Raw genomic sequence first — 24,468 nt, 5'->3', positions numbered from 1 at the left:
TCGGTCACATTAGGGCTAGAGCGTTTCGGGCCGAATGAAAATCGCCTGCAACCCGAAAGCGGTTCGGTGACATCCAGATGGTCACGGCGCCGCCTCGTTTCAACGCGCACGCGCCGTCGCTCCGGCGCGCCCAAGAACATTCCGGCGTGAAAACCTCGCCTTAAAGGCTTGGGATGCAGGATCGGCCCATGGCGGGTCCGATCCATTACGAAGTCTATGTCCGCAAGAGCGCCCCGTCGTCGTGGACGCTGCTGATCGCGACCGAAGACCGCAAACACGCCATCGAGACCGCCGAGGAGCAGCTTCGGGATCGTCTCGCCATCGCCTCGCGCGTGACCAAGGAGACGCTGGACCCCGAGACGATGGAGTTCAGCTCCCTGACAATCCTGACGCTGGGCGCGCCGGAGGAGCGAAAGAAGAAGGTCGCCGACAAGGCGGTCCCGCCGGCCTGCAGCAGTCCGGCCGAACTCTATTCGCCCCATGCCCGCGCCCTGATCGGCCGGGTGCTGGAGGACTGGCTGAAACGCGAGGGCGTGACCGCCTTCGAACTCCTGCATCGCCCCGATGTGGCCGAACGGCTGGAGGCGGCCGGGGTCGAGCTTCAGCACGCCATCCAGAAGGTCGCGGTCCCGGAAAGCCAGGCGACGGGCCAGGACGTGCACGGTGTGGTGCGCCACTATCAGAAGCTCACCGAACAGGCGATGGCGCGGCTGCGTAAGGCCGGGCGCGACGGCGTCTTTCCGTCGCTGGAGGACCGCTCCATCGCCGATCTGGCCCATCGGCTGGCTGGCGCACCCGACCGCGCCTTCGTCATGGGCGGCGTCATCGCCGGCGCGCTCAAGAATTTGCGCGGCGCCCGCACGCGCTTGGGCGTCTTGATGGACCTGATGGACGCCGCGCCCGCCGACGGCCCGCCGCGCGCCCTGGTCGTGGTGGCGGTCGAGCAGATCGCCGCCGAAATGCTGGCGGTGCGGACCAATCTGACCGAAGTGCTGGGACCCTCGCTGGACCAGGGCGCCAATCTGGCGGCCATCGTCCGCATGGTCGCGCCGGCCGAGATGGATACGCTTTTACGCATGGACCCGCGTCTGGCGCTGATGATGCCGCAGGTGGAGGGTCCGGCCGCCCGCCTGGGGCTGCATCTGGCGTCCGGCGACTTCCCGCTGCTCGGCGCCTCCCTGGCGCGGCTGGTCACGCTGGAGCTGACCAGCCCGCGTCGGCTGCGTCCCGCCGATCCCGCAGGCGAGATCGACATCCTGCGTCTGCTGGCGATGGCCCTGACCGCCTCGGCCGGCCGTTTGCTGACGCTGGAAGAGGTCCAGACCGCCTTCGTCGAACGCTCCAAGAGCCTGGTCACGGCCGATTTCGTCGGCGCCTACGTCAATCCCTGCGAGACGGTGCTGGCCGAGGCCGAGCATCTGACGCGGCTGTGCGAAAACGTGACGGGCGGCGCCAACAAGCGCGCCGCCGCGCGGTGGCTCAGCGCCTGCATCGGCTCGCTGCGCTTCGAGACCGAGATCCGCCAGTCCGTCCCCGGCGGCCCCAGCGCCTCGCACAAACTCGCGACCCTGGCGCGCCTGCAGCGCTCGGTCCAATCCGCCAAACTGGGCGAGCACGATGAACATCAGATCATCGAGGCCATCGGCGCCGTCGGCGGCAATCTGGAAGCCGACGCCAAACTGGTCGCCCAGATCATCCGCGCCCAGGTGACGGCGCCCCAGAAGCTGACGGCCCTTCTCAAACTGGCGACCGGCGAAGCCGGCCCCCTGGGCCCCGTCGCAGACCGCGCCCGCGTCGAAGCCATCAAATTGCTGCGCTCGCCCGATGTCCGCACCGCCCTGACCGCCGCGCCCGAAGGCGTCACGGCGATCAAGGGACTGATGAAACAGGCCGGTCTGGCGGCCTAGCCGACCTCAGTCGAAGATGTCGAAGATGCTGTCGCGCTTCTTTTTCTTGTAGCGATAGTCGTCGTCGCGATGCCGGTCGTCGCGATATTTGTCGCTCCGGTAGCCTCGATGGTCGCCGCGATACGGCTGTGACGCCCCGCCGCCCCACGGTTGGGACGGGGGCTGGGCATAGGGCTGAGGCTGAGGCTGCGGCGGCGGCGCATAGGCCTGCGGCGCGGGCGCGACCGGGGCTGTTGCGCGACCCTCATCGACGGCGGCGGCCATCAGCTTTTCCAGCTCGCCACGATCCAGCCAGACGCCCCGGCAGTCGGGGCACATGTCGAACTGGACGCCATTGCGCTCGAGCGTCTGCATGGCGGCGTTGTCGTTGGGGCACATCAGAAGAGGCATGTCGGGCTCCGATCGAAAAAGAATGGGCGGTCGATGCGACAGGCCAGGAGGGGAAAGCTTCGCCGCATCGACACGCCCGTGCGGTCCGACATCGCGTCGCACGATCCGGCGCAAGGAAGGGGGACGCCAGACCGCGAGAACGCCAGAGGGGCCCGTTCCGCCCCTTCAAGCTAGGCGCCGTCGCCGCCCGCCGCCATGCGTCGCGGGGCCGCAGGGGGCTTCGGCCGCCCCTGCCATCCTATCGGCGACGACGATCGCGAGATTTTACCACGACTTACGACCGACCAACGACCCTTCGCCTGTCATGGGCGTGGACCGGGTTAGAATGGAGCCCCGGTCTTTGACATCTTCACGCCCCGCCAGAACGCGCGCCGAATTAGACAGATTAGACGAATTAGACGGTGTTTTTTGTCAGCGGACCCGCCGGCCAAAGTGCACGGACTGCACTCGAAAATTCTAGCAGACCTGCCCAGCGGCCCAGCCCGACGACCAGGCCCACTGGAAATTATAGCCGCCCAGCCAGCCGGTCACGTCCACCGCCTCGCCGATGAAATACAGCCCCGGAACCGTCTTGGCCTGCATCGTCTGCTGGTCCAACGCGGCCGTATCGACCCCGCCCAGGGTCACCTCGGCGGTCCTGTAACCTTCGGACCCCACGGGCTTGACCGCCCAGGCGTTGACCGCCTGATCCAGCCGCCGCAGCACCTTGTCCGACAGGTCCGCCAGATTGCCCGACGCCCCTTCGCGCTGGCACAGGCTCTCGGCTAAACGCCGCGGCACGATATGGCCCAGCGCCGTGTGCACGGCCTGTTTGCCGTTCGACGTCTTGGCCGCCTTCAACTCCTCGAACACGTCGCGGCCTGGCGCCATCGAGGCCACCACCGCCTCGCCCTCGCGCCAGTAGGAGCTGATCTGCAGAATGGCCGGACCCGACAGGCCGCGGTGGGTGAACAGCATCGCCTCATCAAAACTGGCCTTGCGCGCCTTGTCCGTCGGAGCCGAAGACACGCGCGCCTCCACCGCCACCCCCGCCAGCGGCGTCAGCGTCTCCAGCAGCCCGGCCTCGAACGTCAGGGGGACCAGCGCCGGCCGGGTCTCGGTGACGCGAATGTCGAACTGGCGCGCGACCTCATAGGCCCAGCCGGTCGCCCCCATCTTGGGGATCGACTTGCCGCCCGTCGCCACGACCAGCGACGCCGCCGTGACCTGCGATCCGTCCGACAGGATCGCCGTGAAGCCCTCGCTGGCTCGTTCGATCCGCGACACCCCGGTCTTCAGGCTCAGGGTCACGCCCGCCGCCGCCATGTCGTCGGTCAGCATACGGACGATTTGCTTGGCGCTGTCGTCGCAGAACAGCTGGCCCAGCGTTTTCTCGTGCCAGGCGATTCCGGCCCTATCGATGCGCTTGACGAAGTCGTGCTGTGTGTAGCGGCGCAGGGCGGAGGTGGCGAACCGGGGGTTCTCGCCCAGGAAGTTCGCCGGTCCGCAGCCCAGATTGGTGAAGTTGCAGCGTCCGCCGCCCGAGATGCGGATCTTCTCGCCGGGCCGGTCGGCATGGTCCACGACCCTGACTCGGCGCCCGCGTCGCCCGGCCTCGATGGCGGCCATCATCCCGGCCGCGCCGGCCCCGACCACCAGGACGTCGACGAGGGCGTCCGAAGACGCCCTCGTCACTGGGAACCTCGCGGTTCCAGCCTCGGGGAGAGCTTAGTAACGGTAGTGATCCGCCTTGAACGGGCCTTCGACGGGCACGTTGATGTAGTCGGCCTGGTCCTTGGTCAGGACGGTCAGCTTGGCGCCCAGCTTGGCCAGGTGCAGCATGGCGACCTTCTCGTCCAGGTGCTTGGGCAGGGTGTAGACCTTGTTCTCGTACTTGTCGGCGTTGGTCCACAGTTCGATCTGGGCCAGCGTCTGGTTGGTGAAGGATGCCGACATCACGAACGAGGGGTGGCCCGTGGCGTTGCCCAGGTTCACCAGGCGGCCTTCCGACAGCAGGATGATCTTCTTGCCGTCCGGGAACTCGACGTGGTGGACCTGCGGCTTGATCTCGTCCCACTTGAAGTTCTTCAGGCCGGCGACCTGAATCTCGCTATCAAAGTGGCCGATGTTGCAGACGATGGCGTTGTTCTTCATCTGCCGCATGTGGTCGACGGTGATGACGTCCTTGTTGCCGGTCGTCGTCACATAGATGTCGGCGCGGCCGGCGGTGTCGTCCAGCGTCTGGACCTCATAGCCTTCCATCGCGGCCTGCAGGGCGCAGATCGGGTCGATCTCGGTCACGATCACGCGGGCGCCGCCCTGGCGCAGCGAGGCGGCCGAGCCCTTGCCCACGTCGCCGTAGCCGCAGACCACAGCGACCTTGCCCGACAGCATGACGTCGGTGCCGCGACGGATCGCGTCGACCAGCGATTCCCGGCAGCCGTACAGGTTGTCGAACTTGGACTTTGTGACGCTGTCGTTGACGTTGATGGCGGGGAAGGGCAGCTCACCCTTTTCGGCCATCTGATACAGGCGGTGCACGCCCGTGGTCGTCTCTTCCGACACGCCGCCGATGGCGTCGCGGATGGCCGAATAGAAGCCGGGCTTCTCAGCCAGATAGCGCTTCATGACCTTGAAGAGGGCCTCTTCCTCTTCGTTCTGGGGATTGGCCAGAACCGAGATGTCCTTCTCGGCCTTGGGGCCCAACACGCACAGCAGGGTCGCGTCGCCACCGTCGTCCAGGATCAGGTTCGGATAGCCGCCGTCGGCCCATTCGAAGATCTTGTGGGCGTAGTCCCAGTATTCTTCCAGCGTCTCGCCCTTGGTGGCGAAGACCGGGGTGCCGTTGGCGGCGATGGCGGCGGCGGCGTGGTCCTGGGTCGAGAAGATGTTGCAAGAGGCCCAGCGCACTTCGGCGCCCAGGGCTTCCAGCGTCTGGATCAGGACCGCCGTCTGGATGGTCATGTGCAGGCTGCCGGCGATGCGGGCGCCCTTCAGCGGCTGGCTGGCGCCGAACTCGTCACGCAGGGACATCAGGCCCGGCATTTCGGTTTCCGCGATCTCGATTTCCTTGTTGCCCCAATCGGCCAGGGTGATGTCGCGAACGATGTAGTCGGTCATGGCTTGGGCTCCCGGCCGAAGGATGGATTTGGCGCCTCATAGCCTGAGCGGCGCTTCGGGGCAATGATCGCATAAAGATATCCTTATACGATCCGCCAAAACCCAAGCTCTGCGTTAACGGCTGCAAAAGCCTTACTGCCTACAGGGGTATCGCCATGACGGGGGCGTCCGGCCAGTTCGTGAGAGTATCAGCCGATGTCCGAAGTCCAGATTCAGCAACGCACGACCTTCGCCAGCCTGTCGCAGCCCACGCCGGCCTATCGCGCCATGCAGAACATTCTGCGAGCCGCAGCGCCCGGGGCCCTGGACGCCTTCTACGACCGCATCCGCGCCACCCCCGAGACGCGGCGCTTCTTCCGCGACGAAGCCCATATCGACCGGGCCAAATCCGCCCAGGTCGGTCATTGGGACGCCATCATCGAGGGTCGGGTCGATGAGGACTACGGCCGCGCCGTCACCGCCATCGGCCGCGCCCACGCCCGGATCGGGCTGGAGCCGCGCTGGTACATCGGCGGCTACGGCGTGCTGCTGGCCGAACTGATCAAGGCGGTGGCGACCCGCCCGCGCAAACCCCTCGCCGGCGCCGCCCACGACCGCACGACCGGCGAGGCCGTCGCCGAACTGAGCCAGCGCGCCCTGTTGGACATGGACCTGGCGATCTCTACCTATCTGGACGCCCTGCAGACCGAGCGGGATCAGGTCGCCGCCGCCAAGGCCAAGGCGGACGCCGAGCAGGCGCAAGTGGTCGCCGCCCTGGGCCAGGCGCTCAATATTCTGGCCGCCGGCGATCTGGCTGTGGAGGTTCAGGCCGATTTCCCGCCTGAGTATGAAACGCTCAAGACCGACTTCAACGCCGCCACAGCCAGCCTGCGCCAGGCCTTCGGCGCCGTTGCGGAAAGCGCCCAGGCGGTTCGCACGGGTTCGGACGAACTGGCGACGGCCTCCAACGACCTGGCCAACCGCACCGAACGCCAGGCGGCCGGGCTTGAGCGCACCGCCGCCACGACCGAGGAGATCGCCGAAGGCGTCGAACAGGCGGCGATGGGGGCCCAGAACACCGCCCAGGCCGTCGTCGCCGTTCGTCGCGACGTCGAACATGGCGAGGCCGTCGTCGACGAGACGACCCAGGCCATGACCGCCATTCGCGACTCATCGGTCGAGATCGCGCGCTTCACCTCCCTGATCGACGAAATCGCCTTCCAGACCAATCTGCTGGCCTTGAACGCCGGCGTGGAGGCGGCCCGTGCGGGCGAGGCCGGTCGCGGCTTCGCCGTCGTGGCGACAGAGGTCCGCGCCCTGGCTCAGCGCTCGGCTGAGGCGTCCGGCGAAATCCGCACACTGATCGCCACCTCGGCCGCCCAGGTGGCGCGCGGCGTCGAACTGGTTGAACGCGCGGGCCAGTCCTTGCACAGCATAGGCCAGCGGGTCGCGGCGGTGGACGATCTGGCCGGCGGCATGGCGGCGGCGTCACGGCATCAGGCCGACCGCTTGTCGGAGGTGCGCCGGGCCCTCGGCCAACTGGACGAAATCACCCAGCAGAACGCCGCCATGACCGAACAGGCCACCGCCGCCAGCCGCCAGCTGGCCAACGAGGCGGAGACCCTCGCCCGCCAGATCGCCAGCTTCCGCTTCAACGAGACGGACGCGCCTTACCAGCCTCAGGCGCGTCACGCGGCCTAGCGACAGCTTTCCTCGAACGGTCGGCGAATGCTAGTCGTGGGATATGGCCGATGATCTGTCCCGCCCCGTTCAAGCCCGCCTCGACGCGGCGCAACCCCGCCACGACTGGACGTTGGAGGAGGTGGAGGCGCTGTTCGCTCGCCCCTTCATGGAACTGGTGTTCGACGCCGCCACCGTCCACCGCCGCTGGTTCGACCCCAACCAGGTTCAGAAGTCGCAACTGCTGTCGATCAAGACCGGCGGCTGCGCCGAGAACTGCGGCTACTGCTCGCAATCAGCCAGCTTCAAGACCGGGCTAAAGGCAGAGAAGCTGATGGAGCCGAGCGCCGTCATCGCCGAAGCCATGGCCGCCAAGGCGGGCGGCGCCAGCCGGTTCTGCATGGGCGCGGCCTGGCGCAAGCTGAAGGATCGCGACACGCCCAAGCTGGCGGCGATGATCTCAGGCGTGAAGGCGCTGGGCTTGGAGACCTGCGCCACCCTGGGCATGCTGACCGCCGATCAGGCGCGCCAACTGAAGGACGCCGGTCTCGACTACTACAACCACAACCTCGACACCGGCCCCGACTACTATGCCCAGGTCGTCACTACCCGCAGCTATCAGGACCGGCTGGAGACGCTTGAGCATGTCCGCGACGCGGGCATGAGCAGCTGCTGCGGCGGTATCGTCGGCATGGGCGAGGCGCGGCGTGATCGCGCCGGCCTGCTGCACGCCCTGGCGACCCTGCCCGTCCATCCCGACAGCCTGCCGGTCAACGCCCTGGTCCCCGTCACCGGCACCCCGCTGGGGGAGCGCGTCCTGAAGACTGGCGAGATCGATCCTATCGAGTTCGTCCGCACCGTCGCGGTCGCCCGACTGGTCTGCCCCAGAGCGATGGTGCGCTTGTCGGCGGGACGCGAGACCATGAGCGTCGAGATGCAGGCCCTGTGCTTCCTCGCCGGGGCCAACTCCATCTTCGTCGGCGGCAAGCTGCTGACCACCCCCAATCCCGAACAGGACGAGGACGCCCGCCTGTTCGCCCTGCTGGACCTGAAGCCCATGCCCGCAGGCGCCCTGGATCAGGCAACGGCGGATTAAGGGATTTCGGCTAGGGCTGCGGCATGGAACGCCGCGCTCTTCTCGGTCTCGCCGTCGTCGCGACGGCCGCCGCCTCGACCTCCGCCCGCGCTTCGAGCGGCGGCGCGGCGGCGTCGGCCAGCACCTATTTCGCCCTGCCGGTCGTCACCGCCTCGATCCTTCAGGCGAACGGTCGTCGGGGCGTGCTGACCATTGAAACCGGCGTCGATGTGCCCGATGCGGCCCTGCGCACGCGCGCCCAGCAGTCTGCGCCGCGCCTGCGCGCCGCCTACAACACCGCCGCCCAGCGCTTCGCCAACGGCCTGCGTCCCGGCGTCGTGCCCGACATCGACCAGCTGTCGGCCCAGCTTCAGGCGGCGACCAACGCCACCCTGGGCCGCCCCGGCGCCCGCCTGCTGCTCGGCACAGTGATGGCCGTCTGAGGCTTCATAAGAACGAATAAGGATCGACGTCGACCGTCAGGCGGACGGACCCCGGCACCTTCACCCGCTGAAGCCAGGCGCGCAGGAAGGCCTGGAGGTTCACGTCGCGGTCGGCCCGCACCAGCAGCCGCTTGCGCCGCCTGCCCCGCACCAAAGCGAGCGGCGCATCGGCGGGGCCATAGACCTCCAGCCGTTCGGCGTTGGGGATGGCCTGGGCCAGGTCGTTCGCCGTCTTCTCGACGGCGGCCGCATTCTCGCTGGACAGGATGATCGCCGCCAGACGGCCATAGGGCGGCAGGGACGCCGCCTCGCGCTCGGCCATCTCGGCCTCGACGAAGGCGTCGCGATCGCCGGCCGCCAGGGCTGTCAACACCGGGTGCTCGGGCGTCCAGGTCTGAAGCAGCGCCCGTCCCGGCCGATCCGCCCGGCCCGCCCGGCCCGTCGCCTGGGCCAAAAGCTGAAAGGTCCGTTCGGCCGCGCGCAGGTCGCCGCCGCGTAGCCCCAGGTCTGCATCCACCACGCCCACCAGCGTCAGGCGCGGGAAGTTGTGGCCCTTGGCCGCAGCCTGCGTCGCCACCAGAATGTCGGTCTCCCCGTCCGTCATCTTCTGGATCAGGGCGCGGGCCGATCGGGCGTCCGGCGCGGTGTCGGAGCTGAAGACCGCAGTGCGCGCCTCGGGGAACAGCTGGCGCACCTCTTCCTCGACCCGCTCGACCCCTGGCCCGACCGAGACCAGCGAGTCCTCGGCCCCGCATGAGGGACACAGTTTGGGACGCGCCATCGAAAAGCCGGTCAGGTGACAGACCAGTCGCCCGGTGTAGCGATGCTCGACCAGCCAGCTGTCGGTGTCCGGCGCCGTCAGCCGATGGCCGCAGGCGCGGCACAGGACCACGGGCGCATAGCCGCGCCGGTTCAGGAACAGCAGCGTCTGCTCGCCGCGCGCCAGGGTCTCGCCGATGGCCAGACGCAGCGGCTGCGACAGCCAGGTCTGCGGGTCGGGCGTGTTCTGCCGCAAATCCAGCAGGGCGATGTCCGGCAGGACCGCCGTCCCGTGCCGCGCGCCCAGCTTCAGCCAGCCGTAGCGCCCGCTCTGCGCGTTCCACAGCGTCTCAAGCGACGGCGTCGCCGAGGCCAGGACGACCGCCGCGTCCTCGATCCGCGCCCGCGCCACGGCCAGGTCGCGGCCGTGATAGACCAGTCCTTCCTCCTGTTTGAACGAGCCGTCGTGCTCCTCGTCCACCACGATCAGGCGCAGGTTCATAAAGGGCAGGAACAGGGCCGAGCGCGCCCCGACCACGATGTTGCAGCGCCCGGCGACGACCGCTTCCCACACCTGGCGGCGGCGCGGCGGGGCGACGCCGGAATGCCATTCGGCCGGGGCGGCGCCGAACCGCGCCGTGATCCGTTCGATCAGGGCCTGGGTCAGGGCGATCTCGGGCAGCAGGATGAGGATTTGCGCGGCCGGATCGGCCCGCAGCACCCGCGCGATGGCCTCCAGATAGGCCTCGGTCTTGCCCGACCCCGTCACCCCATCCAGCAGGAAGGGGCGGAAGCCGCCGCCCGCCACGCCCTCCGCAATCGCCGTCGCCGACGCCGCCTGGTCGCCATTCAGCGCGGCGGGGGCGTGGTCGGGGTCGGGCCGGTCGAACGCCGCCTCGGCCGCGATCTCGATGATCTCCAGCACGCCCTCGTCGATCAGGCCCTTGACCACGCCCGACGACACGCCCGCCGCCCGCGCCAGGTCGGCCGGCGGCATGGCGCGATCGCCCAGGGCCTCCAGCACGCCGGTCCGCGCCGGGGTGGCGCGCGAGGGCGACCGCTCGCCCACCCGTCGCACCCGTCGTTCGGGCCGGGGCCGGGGCGCGCGCAAGCCCTTCAACGCCGTCGCCGCCATCTCGCCCGGCGCCGACAGGGTCCAGCGTCCGGCCCATTCCACGAAATCCATCACGCCCGCAGGTAGCGGCGGATCGTCCAGGCGGCTGTCGATCGCCTTCAGTCGCCGGTTTGAGCCTGTGGTTTCGAACACCTCGGACACCACGCCCCGGATCAGGCGCGGCCCCAGCGGCACGGCGACCTGATCACCCCGCGCCAAATCTCCGTGGGCGAGGCTCAGCGCCTCGGGAACCTCGTAGTCGAAGGCCTCCGGCACCGGCAGGGGAATGAGGACCGAGGCGACTTTCACAGATCCTCCCCCGCACTGCGGGGGAGGGGGACCGCGCGCAGCGTGGTGGAGGGGGCGGACGCCGCATTGACGGCGGCCAGCACGCGTCCAGTCGAAGCGGCGAAAAGCCTATCACGGTTCCGCCCGCTCCACCGCTGCGCGGTCCCCCTCCCCCGCGTCGCGGGGGAGGATCGACGTGGCCCGTCTGCGACGCTAGAACCCCAACCCATGAAACTCTTTCTCGATACCGCCGACGTCGCCGTCATCAAGGACATGGTCCCCACCGGAATGGTGGATGGCGTCACCACCAATCCGTCGCTGATCGCCAAGTCGGGTCGGAACATCGCCGAGGTCATCGCCGAAATCTGCGCCCTGGTCGAGGGGCCGATTTCCGCCGAGGCCGTCTCGCTCGATTTCGAGACCATGGTCAAGGAAGGCGACAAGCTGGCCGCCATCGCCCCGAACGTGGTGGTGAAACTGCCCCTGACCTGGGACGGCCTGCGCGCCTGCCGCGTCTTCACCGACAAGGGCGTCAAGACCAACGTCACCCTGTGCTTCTCGGCCGCCCAGGCCCTGCTGGCCGCCAAGGCCGGCGCCACCTTCGTCTCGCCGTTCGTCGGACGTCTGGAAGACAACGGCGCCGACGGCATCGGCCTGCTGGAAGAAATCCGCGTCCTGTATGACGTGCACGGTTTCGAGACCCAGATCCTGGCCGCGTCCCTGCGCAATGTGGGCCATGTCGCCGCCGCCGCCGTCGCCGGATCGGACGCCGCCACCTTCGGCGCCGACACCTTCAAGGCCCTGGTGAACCACCCGTTAACCGACAAGGGTCTTGATGCCTTCGTGGCGGACTGGGCCAAGACGGGTCAGTCTATTCTGTAGCATCGCGGTTCCCGGAGAGGTCTGTTTGAGCGGATCAATGGACCTTTTCGAAACGTCGGAATCGGACGCAACGCCCCATATCGGCGACGGCTTGCATTGGCCGGACGTGCGCGGCTGGCTGCAGACCCATCCCCAGACCCTGCTGGACGACCGCTCCCTGCTGGAAGAGATCGGTCTGCGGCCGCATGGCCGCAACGTGGTCGAGTTCGGCGCCGCCGCCCTGACGCGACTGGAGGCCGTGGTCGAGCGCGAGACCGGAGCCCGGCGCGAGATCGAACTGGTCGCCCGCGCCAACTTCGCCGCCCAGACCCAGACGCACGTCGCGACCCTGGACCTGATGGAGGCCAAGAACCATTCCGACCTGGCCCGACGACTGGATGCGGCGGCGCAGGGACGGTTTGGGTTGGCCGGCGCCGCCATCGCCCTGGAAAAGCCCGGCGGCGTGCCCTTCGGCTGGCGCGCCCTGGAAGAGGGCGACGTCGACAATCTGCTGGGCGAGCACGGCCTGACCTGGCTGGGCCCGATGATCCAAGGACTGAATTTCTTCGGCGCGGCCGAGGAACAGGTGCGGTCCATCGCTTTGGTCCGCATGGCCCCGCACCTGACGCCGGGCGGACCGCCGCGCCCCTGCATCTGCGCCTTCGGCTCGCCCGAGCCCGAGGGCTTCACCCCCAACATGGGCTGCGAACTGGCCGCCTTCCTTGCGCGGGTGACGGAGCGGATGGCCGAACGATGGCCGGTTCTCAACTGACCGCCTCCGACGCTTTGCGCGCCTGGCTCGATCACCTGGCGCACGAGCGTCGGCTGTCGCCGCGCACGCTGGAGGCCTATGGCCACATCGGGCGGCTCTATGTCGCCTTCCTCGAACGCCATCGCGGCGAGACCCTGTCGCTGAAAGACATGGGGACGATCACCGCCGCCGAGGTCCGCGCCCATATGGCCGAGCGGCGCTCAGGCGATCACCCGCTGGCGGCCCGGTCGCTGAGCCAGAGCCTGTCGGCCATTCGCGGTTTTCACGCCTTCCTCGACCGGCGGTTGGACACGCCCGCCCCGCAGTTGGCCCTGGTGCGCGGTCCCAAGGTCAAGCCGTCCCTGCCCCGGCCGGTGACCGAGGATCAGGCGCGCGGGCTATTGGCCGAACCGGACGCCGATCCCGACGCCGAACCGTGGGAGGCCGCGCGCGACCGGGCCGTGCTGACCCTGCTCTACGGCTGCGGCCTGCGGATATCCGAGGCCATGTCCCTGACCCGCGCCGATGCGCCACTGGGCGAGACCTTGCGCATCGTCGGCAAGGGGTCGAAGACGCGGATCGCGCCGATCCTGCCCGCCGTGCGCGATGCGGTGGACGCCTATCTGGCCCTGCTGCCCTTCCCGCTCCAGCCCGCCGACGCCCTGTTCCGCGCGCGACGCGGCGGCCTTTTAAGCCCCCGTCACGTCCAGGCCTCGGTCCAGAGGTTGCGCGGCCGGCTGGGCCTGCCCGAACGCACCACGCCCCACGCCCTGCGCCACAGTTTCGCGACCCACCTGCTGGGCGCCGGGGCCGACCTGCGGTCCATCCAGGAACTGCTGGGCCACGCCAGCCTGTCGACGACCCAGAAATACACCGGCGTCGATGCCGATCGCCTCCTGAACGCCTATGCGGCTGCCCATCCCCGCGCCTAGCGACGCGGCGCGGGCGGAGCGGGTGGCACGCCGACGTCGGGCTGGGCCGGCATCAGGTTTCGACCCAGCGCCCGTTGATCCGGCACGGCGTAGCTGATCGGCAGGGGGCAGTTGTTCGGATCGCGCCGGTCCAGCAGCAGATAGCGCCGGACCTGTCCGTCATCGAGCGATCGATCCAGCGTCATGGCGCCGACGCCGCTTTGCCGAGCCTGCATCAGCGGATCGCCGCAACGCTGTGTGTCCGCCCTTGGTGCGGAAACAACAACAAGATCACGGCTGGCGATCGCGCTGGAAGACGCCGCCGCAGGGTCGGACAAGGCCAGCATCAGCAAGGTCAGCATCGCATCCTCCTGTTTCGGCTGGGACAATACGCCGACAACCCCCGATTGGCCAGACGGCGCCGAACGCCGGGCGAGTAGGCGCAGCCGCGCTGAGACACGACGGACAAGAATATGTCTCCGGCTCTTCGCCAAAAGCGCGTAGCCTGCGCTGCCCTGGCGAAGGCCCGAGGAGGATAGGCGGGTGCGGCCAGCGGTTGGCGAAGGATCGAGCGTAAGAACGTCGCGGCGTGAGGCGCTGGGTATATTGGCGGCTGCGCCGTTTGTGTCCGCTCAAGCCGCCGCCCCGGCAGATCCGCCCGACCAGGTCCGGCTCTTGCAAAACCTGTTGACGCGAATGGGCGTCGGCGTGCGTCTGAACGGAAGCGTCCAGCAGGTCTTCGTCATCGACACCGGCGCCGAGCGCAGCGCGGTCTCGGCTGAGTTGGCCCAGGCCTTGGCCCTGCCGCCCGGCCGCCCCGTCGTGGTGCATGGGATCACGGCGGCCGAGGTCACGCCGACGGTCGAACTGGCGCAGATCGAGATCGGGCGGCGACGTTTCACCGATCTGACCCTGCCGGTCTTTCCTCGCGACGCCCTGGGCGCCGACGGCTTGCTGGGACTGGACCTGCTGTCGCGCTTTCGCCTGACGCTGGACGTCAACGCCCGCCAGGTCGCCCTGTCGCCGTCAGGCTCGACCAGCATCGCGTTGACGACCAGCCCAGACGCCACCCGGCCCCAGCAACAGGACGTGCTGGTCGCCGGTCGTCGCGGTCGCTTCGGTCAGCTGATCCTGACCCGGATCGAGGTCGCCGGCGTGGAGGTCGCGGCCTTCATCGACAGCGGCGCGCAATATTCGATCGGCAATCTGGCGCTGATGCGGGCGGCGGGGATCGATCAGGCCGCCGCCCCGTCCGAGCCCGTGCGTATGGTCGGCATCGTCGGCGGCGCGGTGACGGCCCGCACCGGCACGACGCCCGCCCTGCACATCGCGGGACGATCTCTGGGGCCGACCCCGCTGCTGTTCGCCGACCTGCATGTGTTTCAGGTCATGGACCTGATCGACAAGCCGGCCCTGCTGCTGGGCGCCGATATCCTGAGCCGGTTCAGCCGCATCACCCTGGATTACGGCCGCAGCCGCGTGGCCTTCGGCGGCGTGCTGCGCCGTCGTGCGCCCGGCTGATCAGATCGCCTTGATCGCCCCGCCGTCCAGTCGGATCAGCGAGCCGGTGACATAGGCCGCCAGCGGACTGGCCAGGAAGGCGGCGGTGGCGCCGAACTCCTCGGTCGTGCCGATGCGGCCGACGGGGATGGATTTGACGGATTCGGCCCGCGCCTCTTGCGGCGTCGTGCCGGTGCGCTCGGCGGTCGCCTGGTCCAGCCTTTCGATCCGCGGCGTATCGATCCGCCCCGGCAGCAGGGTGTTGACCGTCACCCCGTCTGGTCCGACCTCATTGGCCAGTGTCTTGGCCCAGGCCGCGACCGAGGCCCGCAGGGTGTTGGACACGCCCAGCGCCGCCGACGGCTCGACCACCGTGATCGAGGCGACGTTCAGGATGCGCCCCCAGCCGGCCGCCCGCATGGCCGGCAGCACCCGGTCCGTCAGGCGGAAGATCGACAGCACCATCGACTCGAAATGATCGCGCCACACCGCCGGCTCAAGCCCGGACACGCCCGACGGCGGCGGCCCCCCGGTGTTGTTCAACAGGATTTCGATGTGCCCGCCCAGCAGATCCTCGGCCCGGTCCGTCGCCTTCAACAGCGCCTCATGATCCGCCAGATCCGCCGTCACTACGACCGCCTTGCCCGGCCCGGATGCGTTCAGTGTGTCCGCCACGGCCTGAAGCCTGCCTTCATCGCGCGACAGCAGGGCGACGTGCGCGCCCTCCGCGACCAGGGCCGTCGCCACGGCGCGGCCAAGGCCGGATGAGCCGCCGCAGATCAGGGCGCGCTTGCCGTTCAGTTTCAGGTCCATGGTCTTCTCCGATCCTGTGTGGCCCCGATATCGGATGCGTGGGTCCCCAGCGCAACGCGGCGTTAACCGAGACGGCGCACCTTCTTTGTCGAGCGGCCGCCGAGACCGCCAGGACAGGCCGGGGAGGGCTCGCCCATGTCGACCAAGATGACGTCCAGCACCCGCCGCCACAGCGACCATTTCGAGCCGCAGGACACCGATCCGCACGAACAGCGTCGCCTGCGCGGGCAGCTGGAGCAGATCGACTACGCCGCCTACGTCGCCAACAAGGAGGTGATCGGGCACGCCCTGGCCGGCGTGGACGCCGGCTCGCTGCAAAAGCTGGCGGTCATGACCGCCACGGCCCGCGCCAAATGGGTGGCGGAATCGCTGCGCCTCGCTCATTCCGGCTCGGCCGTCACGCCGGACCAAGTCGCCCGCCTGACCGCCGCCCGCATGGCCTACGACGAACTGGCCGAAGCCTACGAGGCTCTGCGCCGCATCATCGAACGAGGCTACGTCGCGCTGCGGTGATCTGACGAGACCGAGTGTCCGGAACCGGGCGCCCTCATCATCGTTCTGCGGCCATGAAAATCGCTCGCATCGCTTCCATCGCCCTGATCGCCGGCGCCGCCCTGGCGCTGGGCGCCTGCGCCACCCTGCAACGCGGTCCCGTCGGCAACGCCGCTGTGCCCCAACCCGAAAAGCCGGTCGACCTGAACCGCTACGCCGGTCTGTGGTATGAGATCGGGCGCTACGAGAACGGGTTCGAGCGCGGCTGCGAAGGCGTGACCGCCCAATATACGGTGCGCGACGACGGCCTGGTCGGGGTGCTGAACACCTGCCGACAGGGTGCAGTCGACGGCCCGGAAAAGACCTCCGAGGGCAAGGCGAAGATCGTCGAGGGCAGCGACAACGCCAAGCTGAAGGTGTCCTTCTTCGGCCCCTTCTACGTCGGCGACTATTGGGTGCTGGACCACGCCGACGACTATTCCTGGTCCATCGTCGGCGAGCCGTCGGGCCGCTACCTCTGGCTGCTCAGCCGCACCGCGCAACCCTCGGCCCAGACCCGCGAAACCATCCTGAACCGCACCCGCGCCCTGGGCTATGATCTGACTTTGGTCCGGCCGACCCAGCACTGATCGCCCGGCTCACGCCGCCCCGAAGCCAACCCGCTCCCAAGGACTATACCATGCGTATTGCAGCGCTTGCCGCCCTGTCCGCCTTCTGATCTCCGCAGGATCGGCATCGGCCGAGACCATTTCGACCCACGTCCTGGATTTGGCGCGCGGCGTCGGCGGCCGCGATGTGCCCGTCACCCTGGCGATCAACGACGGCGACGGCGGCTGGCGACAACTGGCGACCGCGCGCACCGACGAGAACGGTCGCGCCCGCTCGTTCGGCGATCAGGTCACAACCCAGGTCGCCACCTACAAGCTGACGTTCGACATGTCGCAATACGGCGACAAGGACGCCCAGCCCTTCTTCCCCGAGATCGACGTGGTGTTCCAGGTCCGCGACCCGAGCATCCACTACCACGTCCCCGTCGTCGTCAGCCCCTACGGCTACAGCACCTACCGCGGCAACTGAGCCGGGGGCCGGCCGATAGGCTTGCATCTCGGGTCTGCTCAGGAACGCCTGGTGGAGCCGAGGGGACGGCCGTGTGGTCGCTTTCGTCGGTCATGGTGGCAGTGCGCGACTCGGTTGGTTAGGAGATCGCCAAGGCTCTGATTGGACGGGGGGAAGGTCAACGTGTGGAAGCTGGATCACATCGTCCCGGCGTCCGATGTTGACGTCGAAGAGCAGCGTCTCGCCGAGGTGCTTGCGAAGGCGGGCTACGATGTCGGGAAGCTGTCGCTGAACGCACTGGCCCAGCAGGTGCTGGCCGAGCGGGCGAAGGCGGTAGTGATGTCTATCGGCATCGAGCCGTCGAACTGGCCGCACTACCCGCTCGGCAATGGCGGCGTCGAGGTGCGCTTCCAGTTCAGCCGCGAGGAAGATCAGGTGAACGCGAGGCTGGCTTTGGCTTAGGCCGGGACGCTCTCCATCGAGCGCTTGATGGCGGTCACCGTCATGGGCGAGGCACGATGGAGCCGGGCGGTGGCGCGGATGCCCTGACCGTCCGCCAACGATTTCCTGATCGCTTCCACACGGTCGTCAGGCATAGGCTTCCGCCCGGACTTCTTGGTCGTGCGACGCAGACCGGCGAGGATGCGCTCTCGGATCATGGCGCGCTCGAACTCGGCGAAGACGCCCAGCATCTGGAACATCATCCGGCCTGAGGGCGTCGAGGTGTCGAGGCCCTGCTGGTGCAGGTAGAGGTCCACATTCTTGGACTGGATGTCGTTCAGGAAAGCCACGAGGTCGGGGAGGCTCCGGCCGAGGCGGTCCACGCTCCACGCCATGATCTGCTCGAAGTCCTTGCGCGCCACGCCCTTGAGCAGCGCGTCGTAGCCGGGGCGCCGATCACGTCCCTTGACGCCAGAGATGCCTTCGTCGGTGAAGGTCGCGGTGACGGTCCAGCCCTGACGCTCGGCGACGGCCAGCAGATCGCGAAGCTGGTTCTCGACGGTCTGGTTCTTATCGGCCGTGCTCACACGGGCGTAGATCGCGACGCGCTTGGTCAGGGGTGTTCTCCGATTGCAGTTGGGAGAACGTAAGGGTCTCATGGATCGGCAGAGCGTCAATCAGATCGGGCGAACGACCGCTCTTCCCTCGGCGCGATGAAGAGCCGGTCGCAGTCGTCACCGCTGGTCAATGGGATGACCTCAAACTCTTCCCCTGCCGCCTCCACGGCTTCAGCGGCCAGTTCGTTGAACTCCTGCTCGAAGCCGGATCGGCGGAACAGCACCACGCCGTCCTTGGCGTCGAGCACTCCATACGCCGGGGAGCCTTCGAGAAGGGTGTTGAGCCGATCCATGTTCTTGGAAGGCGTGAGGCGTCGGATGGTTCAGAACGGCTCAGTTGGGAAGTGAGGCGACGATCCCGGCAGGCCGTCGTGCGGGCGCCGTCAGGCGCGGTCGCTCCGCTTCCAGTGCGGCAATGGCGTCGTATTGAAAGGCGAGTCGTAGATAGTGCTGACGATGCTCGACGACGAAGGTCTTGCTGGCCTGCTCTCGGGCCAGCGCAGCCCGCAGTCGATTATAGCTGGTCGGAAGACGCATGCGATCTGAACGCCGATCACAGGGCCGCGCTCCCCAACCGTTGTTTTCGAGGTGACTCCGCTCAGCGAGCATCAACCGCGTCCAGCGGCATGACGAACATTTGGCTGTAGCCTTGGTGACCATCGCTCGTGGTGAAGACCACGAACTCCTCGCCCGCCTGTTCCGCCGCCTCGCGCACGATGTCGCTGAACTCGTCGATGTGGTCGGGCTTGCCGATCAGCGTGAACCCGTCCCGCTCGACCTTTACGTCGTAGGCGGGGGCGCCGTGCTTCAGTTTTTCCAGAAGCCGTCCCATGGCTGAAGCAGAACACGGCTCTGCCAACGGCACAAGCTGAGCCGGAAAACAGATGGAAGCGGGCACAAAATATCGACTACGCCAGCACTGCGTTTGCGGGCCGTGAAACACAGCGATTTCCACCCCTGTTTTCGAGAACGGTCGTAGTGGGATTTTCGAGCGATCTTCCAGCCGATGTCATCGCGATCTGGCTGAAGCCTCTGTCAGGATCGCAGCCGACCTCGCTCCGACTATGCCGCCAACTTCCAACCCGATCTGGCGGCGGCACCCTTGGGCACAGGGGAGAGAGGAGTTTCCCCCTTTATCGGCTCTCCTAATAAGACCTCTATTAGCAAGTCCGTTAACGGGGGAAAGTTCGGCTGGAAGACAAACTGGTCGCTCCGCTCCTTCCAGCCCCCCCTCTGCCTACGTCGAAAGATATGGCCGCCGCCAGTTCTCGAAGGTTATAAGTAAGGGAAGGTGGCGGACACCGTTGGAGGTCATGTTCCAACGAGGATCAGCAGGTCGATCACGTCTTCACACTTACGGATATCGTGATCTCATTAGTGGTGCTCGGCTTGTACTTGGGCATCCCCGTGTAGTCGAAGTTTCGCCAGCGCGTTTCGGCCTCCAGAACCTCGCCCCATGCCCGTTCGAACATTGTTGTCAGGACAAAGAAGGATGGATGGGTTGATGAGACGGATAGACCTCGCGAAGCCGTCAGCGCGAGAAGGTGGGTCTCTACGGCATTGGTCTGATCGTCGAGACTCTCGAAGATTGCCTTTCGCTGGGCGGCGGCATCTTCTGAAACAGCGATGGCGGCAAACGCCTCGACGCGGCCGCCTTTCTGCGCCGCCCCGAACAATCGGCACTCTTCCTCATAGGTCAGTCTTCCCGCCATCGGATTAGGGTCGTGGAGGATGGCTTGGGCACGTCGATAAAGTTCACTTGCCCGCCAATCTTCGATCATCGAGACCACGGTGTGAACAGGGAGCCGTTCCGAATCGTCTTGGAGCTTGGTCCAATCCTGCTGACCGGTTTTCCGTTCGCGATCATAACTCTTTTTGATCTTTGAACGGCGATGGTCCCTAAAAGCACTGACTTCCGATAATGGATACCAAGCTGTTCCGCCTGTAGGACTGGTTGTTGAGCGGTAGTAGGCTGGACCTCCACCCACGCCCTTCTCATCGGCCTTGGCCAAGTTAGCGAGATAGCCCGAACTGACGCCGATCTCCTCGGCTGCTTCATCTCTGGTGAGAAGATGCTCGTCAGGAATGCCCAGCAGCGCAGCGAGAGCGGATTTCGATATCGAACGATGGGGAGAAGAGGCGTCGGACATGCGTCAACGCTCGCACTCTGAAGCTTTCTATCCGGTTTCGAAATTAATCAATGTGAAGGATCGGAGGCCAATGTGAAAACTTGGAAGCCGATATGAAAAGGGGTCTGATTAACCTCATCTATCATCGCTCGGATTCGGCCCAAATCCGTGACCTATGGCCTCATCACCAACCGATGAGGACGTCGAAAACATATGGTCATCCGCCGCCAGAAGGCTGCTCAAGCTCAGAAGGCCCACGCCGCTAACGACAACCTGCCGACCACCACGCCGCCGCCGCCCGCCGCGCCGACCGCGCGACTGGTGAAGGGTGAGTGCATCGTTTCCATGGACGCCATGGTCGCTGGATTGGTTGATCTGATCGTGACGTCGCCGCCCTACCTGAACATCGGCATGCCTTACGGTGACAGCTTCGCGAGCATCGAGGACTACATTGAGTTCTCTCGCCAATGGATCACGGCGGCGGCTCGTGTTCTCAAGCCGGGCGGTGCGATGTGGATCAACGTCGGCATGCATAAGGCTGGGCCGAACAGCCGCGTGCCCCTGACGTATTATCTGTTCCCGCTGATTGCGGGCACCGGCCTGACCTTCGTTCAGGAGATCGTCTGGGATCGCCGCGCCCAACAGAACACCACCCAACGCTTTTCCACGCGTTCCGAGCGCTGGCTCTATCTGGTGAAGCCCGGCGTGGTAAAGGGCGGGCGCGGTCGTCCGAAGAGCATTACTCCGACCTTCAATCTCGACGATGTGCGCCGTCCTTCGACTTCGGCCGACAAGCGCAACAACCCTGCGGGAGCCAATCCCGCCGACATCTGGGCTTTTACGCAGGTTCACGGCACGGCGAAGGAGCGCACCGAACATCCGTGCCCGTTTCCGAAAGCCATGATCGAGCGCATCGTGCTGGCTTGCTCGAACCCCGGAGACGTTGTTCTCGATCCGTTTGGCGGCTCTGGGACGACCGGTGTGGCGGCTATCGAACAGAGTCGTTCTGCGGTCCTCATCGAGCGTGAGCCGACCTACTGGCCGATCATTGAAAAGCGTTTGGGACTGGTTGATCGTCATGTCGTCGGCAAGGCCGAGACCGGCGTCGAACTTTTCGCTGACTTCCACAAGGGGGACGCCATCGAGAAGATGAAGCTGATCCCGTCGAAGTCGGTGAACCTGATCCTCGTCGATCCGCCTTATGGCACGACGAACTGCGAGTGGGACCAAACGCTCCCGGTGGCCGAGATGTGGAGCGAATACCAACGCATCCTCGCACCCAACGGCATGATCGTGATCCACGCCGCGCAGCCGTTCTCCATTGACCTGATCCTGTCGAACCGCACTTGGTTCAGACAGCAACTGATCTGGAAGAAGAACCGCCCGGTCGGGTTCCTTCACTCCAATCGGCGTCATCTGGTGAGCCATGAGGAGGTGCTGGTGTTCGCGCGCCCTCGTGGAAAGATGACCTACAATCCGCAGGGTGTGGCGCCGAAGGCCGCCAAGGTCACTCGTCGCGGGAAGGTGGGAACCGTCTATCGGGACACCTACACCAAGGACGTATGGACGAACGACACCGGGAACTATCCGCAATCGGTGCTGGAGTTCGATTGCGAGCGTGACCACGGACATCCCACCCAGAAGCCTCAAGCTCTTTCGGAATATCTGATCCGCACCTATACCAACCCCGGAGACGTCGTGCTCGACCACTGTTACGGCAGCGGGACGACCGGCGCCGCCGCGATGGCTACGGGCCGCAGCTTCATCGGCGTCGAGCGTGATGACGAGTGGTTCGCAAAGGGGCGCGCGCGCGTGCTGGCGGCGGCTGAAACGGATGAACTCCCGTCGCCGACGACGCCTATCGCCGCGAACGACGCCCCTGTTTGGCGCATGCCTGACATTGAACAGGCTGTCGCGCACTCTACGGAGGACGCCAACGCCACGATCATCCATGGCGACGTCCTGACCGAGATGAGGAAGATGGCGGAAGGCTCTGTGGACATCATCGTCGCCAGCCCGCCCTACAACCTCGGAGAATCGAGCGGCGGCGGCTTCAAGGGCAGCGACAAGACCGGCAAGTGGTCGTCGGCTAAGCTCCGTGACGGCTACGACGGTCACAGCGACGCGATGCCTTACGGGGATTACGTGGAGTGGCAGAAGGAGTTTCTGCGCGAATGCTGGCGACTAATCCCCGAGGACGGGGCCATTTTCTACCAGCACAAGAACCGGGTTCAAAAAGGCGTTTTGCGGACGCCCCACGATCTCAATCCCGGTTTGCCGCTGCGCCAGATCATCATCTGGGATCGCGGCTCGGGCATGAATTTCAACCGTGCCTTTGCCACGCCGTCGCACGAGGTAATCTATGTGTTCGCCAAGCCGAAGTTCCGCTTCCGCAAGGCTCACGGGCTGAAGGACGTTATCAAAGTTCTGCCTGATCGCGGCAATCCGCATCCGGCGCCGTTCCCTGTCGAACTCCCTCGCAAAATCATTGCGGCTACGACTGCCAAAACAGTGCTCGACCCCTTCTGCGGCTCTGGATCGACCGGCGTTGCCGCCCTGCTGGAAGGACGTCGTTTCCTCGGCATTGACCAATCGGCCGCTTACTGCCGCATGGCCGAAGATCGCCTTGGAGCGATGCGCTTGGAAGATCGCGAGAACATCGGATCGGTTGATGTCGCCAATGACAATGCAACCCGTATCGATGGCGGACCTATGGTCAAGCCTGTTCGCTCGGCGGCTTCCAACGGCGACACAGGCGGCGTCGAGGCCATTCGATACGGAACCGTCTGTTCTGGCATCGAAGGCGTCAGTCTGGCGTGGGAGCCACTTGGTGGCTTCGAACCCGCCTTCTTTTCGGAGATCGAGCGCTTTCCGAGCGCGGTGCTGAAGCATCATTGGCCTGACGTGCCAAACCTCGGGGACATGCTCGACATCGATGGGGCTGACTGGCGCGGCAAGCTGGACGTGCTGTGGGGTTCAACCCCGTGCCAAACCTTCAGCCGCACTGGAAAGCGCAACGGAATGGCCGATGCGCGTGGCGGCCTCACCCGCAAGTTTGTGGACCTAGCCGACGAGATCGACCCAGAATTCATCATCCTCGAAAACGTGAAAGGACTCCTCAGTGACAAACACAATGCCTTCGGCTGCTACCTCTCCTTTCCGATATTTATCCAACCCTCGGAGGTGGAATGACCGCAGGCTCGAACATCAGTTCAGCGACCGTCGAAGTGGCGGGGCGGAACTGGCTTACGGCTCAACTCCTGATGCGCGGTTTCGAAGTGGCCACCCCCGTCGTGGACCGAGGCGTCGATCTCATTGTCTTCAAGGAAGTCGGTGAGCAAGGTATCCGGGCGCTCCCTCTTCAGTTGAAGTGCTCCTCGGGTGAAAGCTTCAGTCTGGACCGGAAATACGAAGGGCGAGGCATTCCGTTGGCCTACGTCTGGAATGTCCTTCGCGCGTCCATGGCGGACGACCTCGGCGAACGAGCGCGGGAAAAGGTCGTTGCTGTCTTCGATAACACCGACCTTTTCTTCCCGCGCAGCCAACGCAGCGAAGATTGCCTGACGACGCATGGGGGCTGCCGTCAGAGTTCGGGCGATGAGGCCCGGAACTTCGTCGTCCAACTTCACGAGCGCAGCCGTGGCCCACCCCAGCAGACCGCCCTCACGCATCCAAACGCTCCCAAGGGAAGCGGCCTTGGCCTTGAGCGTTCGGTGCAGTCTGGAAGGCGACCCAGCGCCATTTCCGCGTCTCAGCAGGGCTGGTCGCATGGTCGAAGAGGATGCGCGGCGGCTCGTTCGTGAGATCGTTGAGGACTGCCTTCACAGCAATGACTTCCGGCATCACGACCGGCACAGTGATGTCACCGCCAGCTTCCATCGGCGGCTCTACGAACAGCCATTCGGTCGTCGAGAGCCACTGATGACGACCAGCCGTCTCGTTGAGGAAGGCTTCGAGTTCAAGACCATCTAGTTCTCCTGCCTCGTCAACGACGGCTCGGACAGCAAGACATCGCAGCGGGCCTTCGAGCGGCGCCATCAAACCTCCTTTATGGTGGAGGTTTCAGGGTCTCACGGAAGTCAGTTCCGTCAACCAAATCGCTTAGGGGTAGACGGCAAATCGGCACCGCCTATTAAAAGCTTGGTGAGGAACCTCCCCTACTG

Annotated in this window: 26 protein-coding genes; 13 read left to right on the top strand and 13 right to left on the bottom strand. The window is 66.3% G+C overall.

Translation table 11 applies throughout. The features are described from left to right. Positions 1-188: 188 nt before the first annotated feature. Entirely contained in the window at positions 189-1,907 is a 1,719-nt protein-coding gene (locus DT343_RS14155) for a hypothetical protein (protein ID WP_181669201.1), read from the top strand. A gap of 6 nt (positions 1,908-1,913) precedes the next feature. Here DT343_RS14155 and DT343_RS14150 read toward each other — a convergent pair whose 3' ends face one another. The 3 genes from DT343_RS14150 to ahcY all read right to left on the bottom strand — a co-directional run bounded on the left by DT343_RS14150 (position 1,914) and on the right by ahcY (position 5,396). Continuing rightward, complete coding sequence (locus tag DT343_RS14150; protein ID WP_112863365.1) at positions 1,914-2,297, bottom strand: zf-TFIIB domain-containing protein; 384 nt, start codon at positions 2,295-2,297, stop codon at positions 1,914-1,916. A gap of 456 nt (positions 2,298-2,753) precedes the next feature. Further along, entirely contained in the window at positions 2,754-3,971 is a 1,218-nt protein-coding gene (locus tag DT343_RS14145) for an NAD(P)/FAD-dependent oxidoreductase (protein ID WP_112863364.1), read from the bottom strand. 33 nt (positions 3,972-4,004) lie between these two features. Beyond that, positions 4,005-5,396 (bottom strand): adenosylhomocysteinase, encoded by a 1,392-nt coding sequence (gene ahcY, locus DT343_RS14140; RefSeq protein WP_017506126.1) that lies wholly within the window; start codon positions 5,394-5,396, stop codon positions 4,005-4,007. 195 nt (positions 5,397-5,591) lie between these two features. Between ahcY and DT343_RS14135 the strand changes: the two genes are divergently transcribed. From DT343_RS14135 to DT343_RS14125, 3 genes are read left to right on the top strand one after another with little or no spacing between them, the layout of a single operon-like run. Continuing rightward, positions 5,592-7,076 carry a methyl-accepting chemotaxis protein gene (locus DT343_RS14135; protein ID WP_112863363.1) on the top strand — a complete coding sequence of 495 codons (1,485 nt, stop codon included), beginning with the start codon at positions 5,592-5,594 and terminating at the stop codon, positions 7,074-7,076. A 43-nt stretch (positions 7,077-7,119) separates the two neighbouring features. After that, positions 7,120-8,151 (top strand): biotin synthase BioB, encoded by a 1,032-nt coding sequence (gene bioB, locus DT343_RS14130; protein WP_112863362.1) that lies wholly within the window; start codon positions 7,120-7,122, stop codon positions 8,149-8,151. A 23-nt stretch (positions 8,152-8,174) separates the two neighbouring features. Beyond that, a complete protein-coding gene (locus DT343_RS14125; RefSeq protein WP_112863361.1) occupies positions 8,175-8,573 on the top strand; it encodes a Tat pathway signal protein in 399 nt (132 codons plus the stop codon). Between the two features lie 4 nt (positions 8,574-8,577). Here DT343_RS14125 and DT343_RS14120 read toward each other — a convergent pair whose 3' ends face one another. Beyond that, positions 8,578-10,755, bottom strand: a complete 2,178-nt coding sequence (locus tag DT343_RS14120) for a primosomal protein N' (RefSeq protein ID WP_112863360.1) — start codon at positions 10,753-10,755, stop codon at positions 8,578-8,580. Positions 10,756-10,962: 207 nt separating this feature from the next. Between DT343_RS14120 and fsa the strand changes: the two genes are divergently transcribed. From fsa to DT343_RS14105, 3 genes are read left to right on the top strand one after another with little or no spacing between them, the layout of a single operon-like run. Next, the gene (gene fsa / locus DT343_RS14115; protein WP_112863359.1) at positions 10,963-11,616 is read left to right on the top strand and encodes a fructose-6-phosphate aldolase; all 654 of its coding nucleotides are present in this window, start codon (positions 10,963-10,965) and stop codon (positions 11,614-11,616) included. Positions 11,617-11,653: 37 nt separating this feature from the next. After that, positions 11,654-12,367 (top strand): DUF484 family protein, encoded by a 714-nt coding sequence (locus DT343_RS14110; protein ID WP_112863358.1) that lies wholly within the window; start codon positions 11,654-11,656, stop codon positions 12,365-12,367. Continuing rightward, positions 12,349-13,278, top strand: coding sequence for a tyrosine recombinase XerC (locus tag DT343_RS14105; RefSeq protein ID WP_112863357.1), 930 nt, complete (start codon positions 12,349-12,351; stop codon positions 13,276-13,278). Before DT343_RS14110 ends, DT343_RS14105 begins: the two co-directional genes overlap by 19 nt. Here the strand turns inward: DT343_RS14105 and DT343_RS14100 are convergent. Further along, positions 13,275-13,619: a hypothetical protein gene (locus tag DT343_RS14100; protein WP_112863356.1), complete on the bottom strand. Its 345-nt coding sequence runs from the start codon at positions 13,617-13,619 to the stop codon at positions 13,275-13,277. The two genes, DT343_RS14105 and DT343_RS14100, sit on opposite strands and share 4 nt — an antisense overlap. Positions 13,620-13,932: 313 nt before the next feature. Between DT343_RS14100 and DT343_RS14095 the strand changes: the two genes are divergently transcribed. After that, positions 13,933-14,778 (top strand): retroviral-like aspartic protease family protein, encoded by an 846-nt coding sequence (locus DT343_RS14095; protein WP_146756764.1) that lies wholly within the window; start codon positions 13,933-13,935, stop codon positions 14,776-14,778. Here the strand turns inward: DT343_RS14095 and DT343_RS14090 are convergent, their stop codons facing one another. After that, positions 14,779-15,570: an SDR family oxidoreductase gene (locus tag DT343_RS14090; RefSeq protein WP_055754369.1), complete on the bottom strand. Its 792-nt coding sequence runs from the start codon at positions 15,568-15,570 to the stop codon at positions 14,779-14,781. Positions 15,571-15,705: 135 nt separating this feature from the next. On the opposite strand from DT343_RS14090, the gene DT343_RS14085 reads away from it, so the two are divergent. The 4 genes from DT343_RS14085 (at position 15,706) to DT343_RS14070 (ending at position 17,580) form a co-directional block, all read left to right on the top strand. Continuing rightward, on the top strand, positions 15,706-16,083 hold the full coding sequence (locus tag DT343_RS14085; RefSeq protein ID WP_112863354.1) for a hypothetical protein: 378 nt from the start codon (positions 15,706-15,708) through the stop codon (positions 16,081-16,083). 53 nt (positions 16,084-16,136) lie between these two features. Next, positions 16,137-16,691, top strand: coding sequence for a lipocalin family protein (locus DT343_RS14080; protein WP_112863353.1), 555 nt, complete (start codon positions 16,137-16,139; stop codon positions 16,689-16,691). An 85-nt stretch (positions 16,692-16,776) separates the two neighbouring features. Further along, a complete protein-coding gene (gene uraH, locus DT343_RS14075) occupies positions 16,777-17,139 on the top strand; it encodes a hydroxyisourate hydrolase (RefSeq protein WP_112863352.1) in 363 nt (120 codons plus the stop codon). Positions 17,140-17,301: 162 nt separating this feature from the next. Beyond that, positions 17,302-17,580, top strand: a complete 279-nt coding sequence (locus tag DT343_RS14070; protein ID WP_146756761.1) for a hypothetical protein — start codon at positions 17,302-17,304, stop codon at positions 17,578-17,580. Here DT343_RS14070 and DT343_RS14065 read toward each other — a convergent pair. The 5 genes from DT343_RS14065 to DT343_RS17270 form a co-directional block, all read right to left on the bottom strand. After that, positions 17,577-18,218, bottom strand: coding sequence for a recombinase family protein (locus DT343_RS14065; protein ID WP_258522585.1), 642 nt, complete (start codon positions 18,216-18,218; stop codon positions 17,577-17,579). The genes DT343_RS14070 and DT343_RS14065 overlap by 4 nt on opposite strands. A 14-nt stretch (positions 18,219-18,232) precedes the next feature. Beyond that, positions 18,233-18,469 carry a hypothetical protein gene (locus DT343_RS14060; protein ID WP_003168399.1) on the bottom strand — a complete coding sequence of 79 codons (237 nt, stop codon included), beginning with the start codon at positions 18,467-18,469 and terminating at the stop codon, positions 18,233-18,235. Between the two features lie 40 nt (positions 18,470-18,509). Continuing rightward, complete coding sequence (locus DT343_RS14055) at positions 18,510-18,713, bottom strand: hypothetical protein (RefSeq protein ID WP_003168400.1); 204 nt, start codon at positions 18,711-18,713, stop codon at positions 18,510-18,512. Between the two features lie 61 nt (positions 18,714-18,774). Next, complete coding sequence (locus tag DT343_RS14050) at positions 18,775-19,008, bottom strand: hypothetical protein (RefSeq protein ID WP_112863342.1); 234 nt, start codon at positions 19,006-19,008, stop codon at positions 18,775-18,777. A 508-nt stretch (positions 19,009-19,516) separates the two neighbouring features. Further along, a complete protein-coding gene (locus tag DT343_RS17270; RefSeq protein WP_146756763.1) occupies positions 19,517-20,326 on the bottom strand; it encodes a hypothetical protein in 810 nt (269 codons plus the stop codon). 192 nt (positions 20,327-20,518) lie between these two features. Here DT343_RS17270 and DT343_RS14040 point away from each other — a divergent pair, with 192 nt between their 5' ends. Beyond that, complete coding sequence (locus DT343_RS14040; RefSeq protein ID WP_112863351.1) at positions 20,519-23,497, top strand: DNA methyltransferase; 2,979 nt, start codon at positions 20,519-20,521, stop codon at positions 23,495-23,497. 20 nt (positions 23,498-23,517) lie between these two features. On the opposite strand, the gene DT343_RS14035 is transcribed toward DT343_RS14040, so the two are convergent. Further along, positions 23,518-23,976, bottom strand: coding sequence for a hypothetical protein (locus tag DT343_RS14035; protein WP_112863350.1), 459 nt, complete (start codon positions 23,974-23,976; stop codon positions 23,518-23,520). After that, on the bottom strand, positions 23,969-24,343 hold the full coding sequence (locus tag DT343_RS14030; protein WP_112863349.1) for a hypothetical protein: 375 nt from the start codon (positions 24,341-24,343) through the stop codon (positions 23,969-23,971). The genes DT343_RS14035 and DT343_RS14030 overlap by 8 nt, the downstream gene beginning before the upstream one ends. Positions 24,344-24,468: the final 125 nt, after the last annotated feature.

The sequence above is a fragment of the Brevundimonas vesicularis genome (assembly GCF_900445985.1).
In the GTDB taxonomy this organism is placed as follows: Bacteria; Pseudomonadota; Alphaproteobacteria; order Caulobacterales; family Caulobacteraceae; genus Brevundimonas; species Brevundimonas vesicularis_D.
The sequence above is the reverse complement of the archived record's forward strand: the minus strand, read 5'-3'. Positions and strand labels throughout refer to the sequence as shown.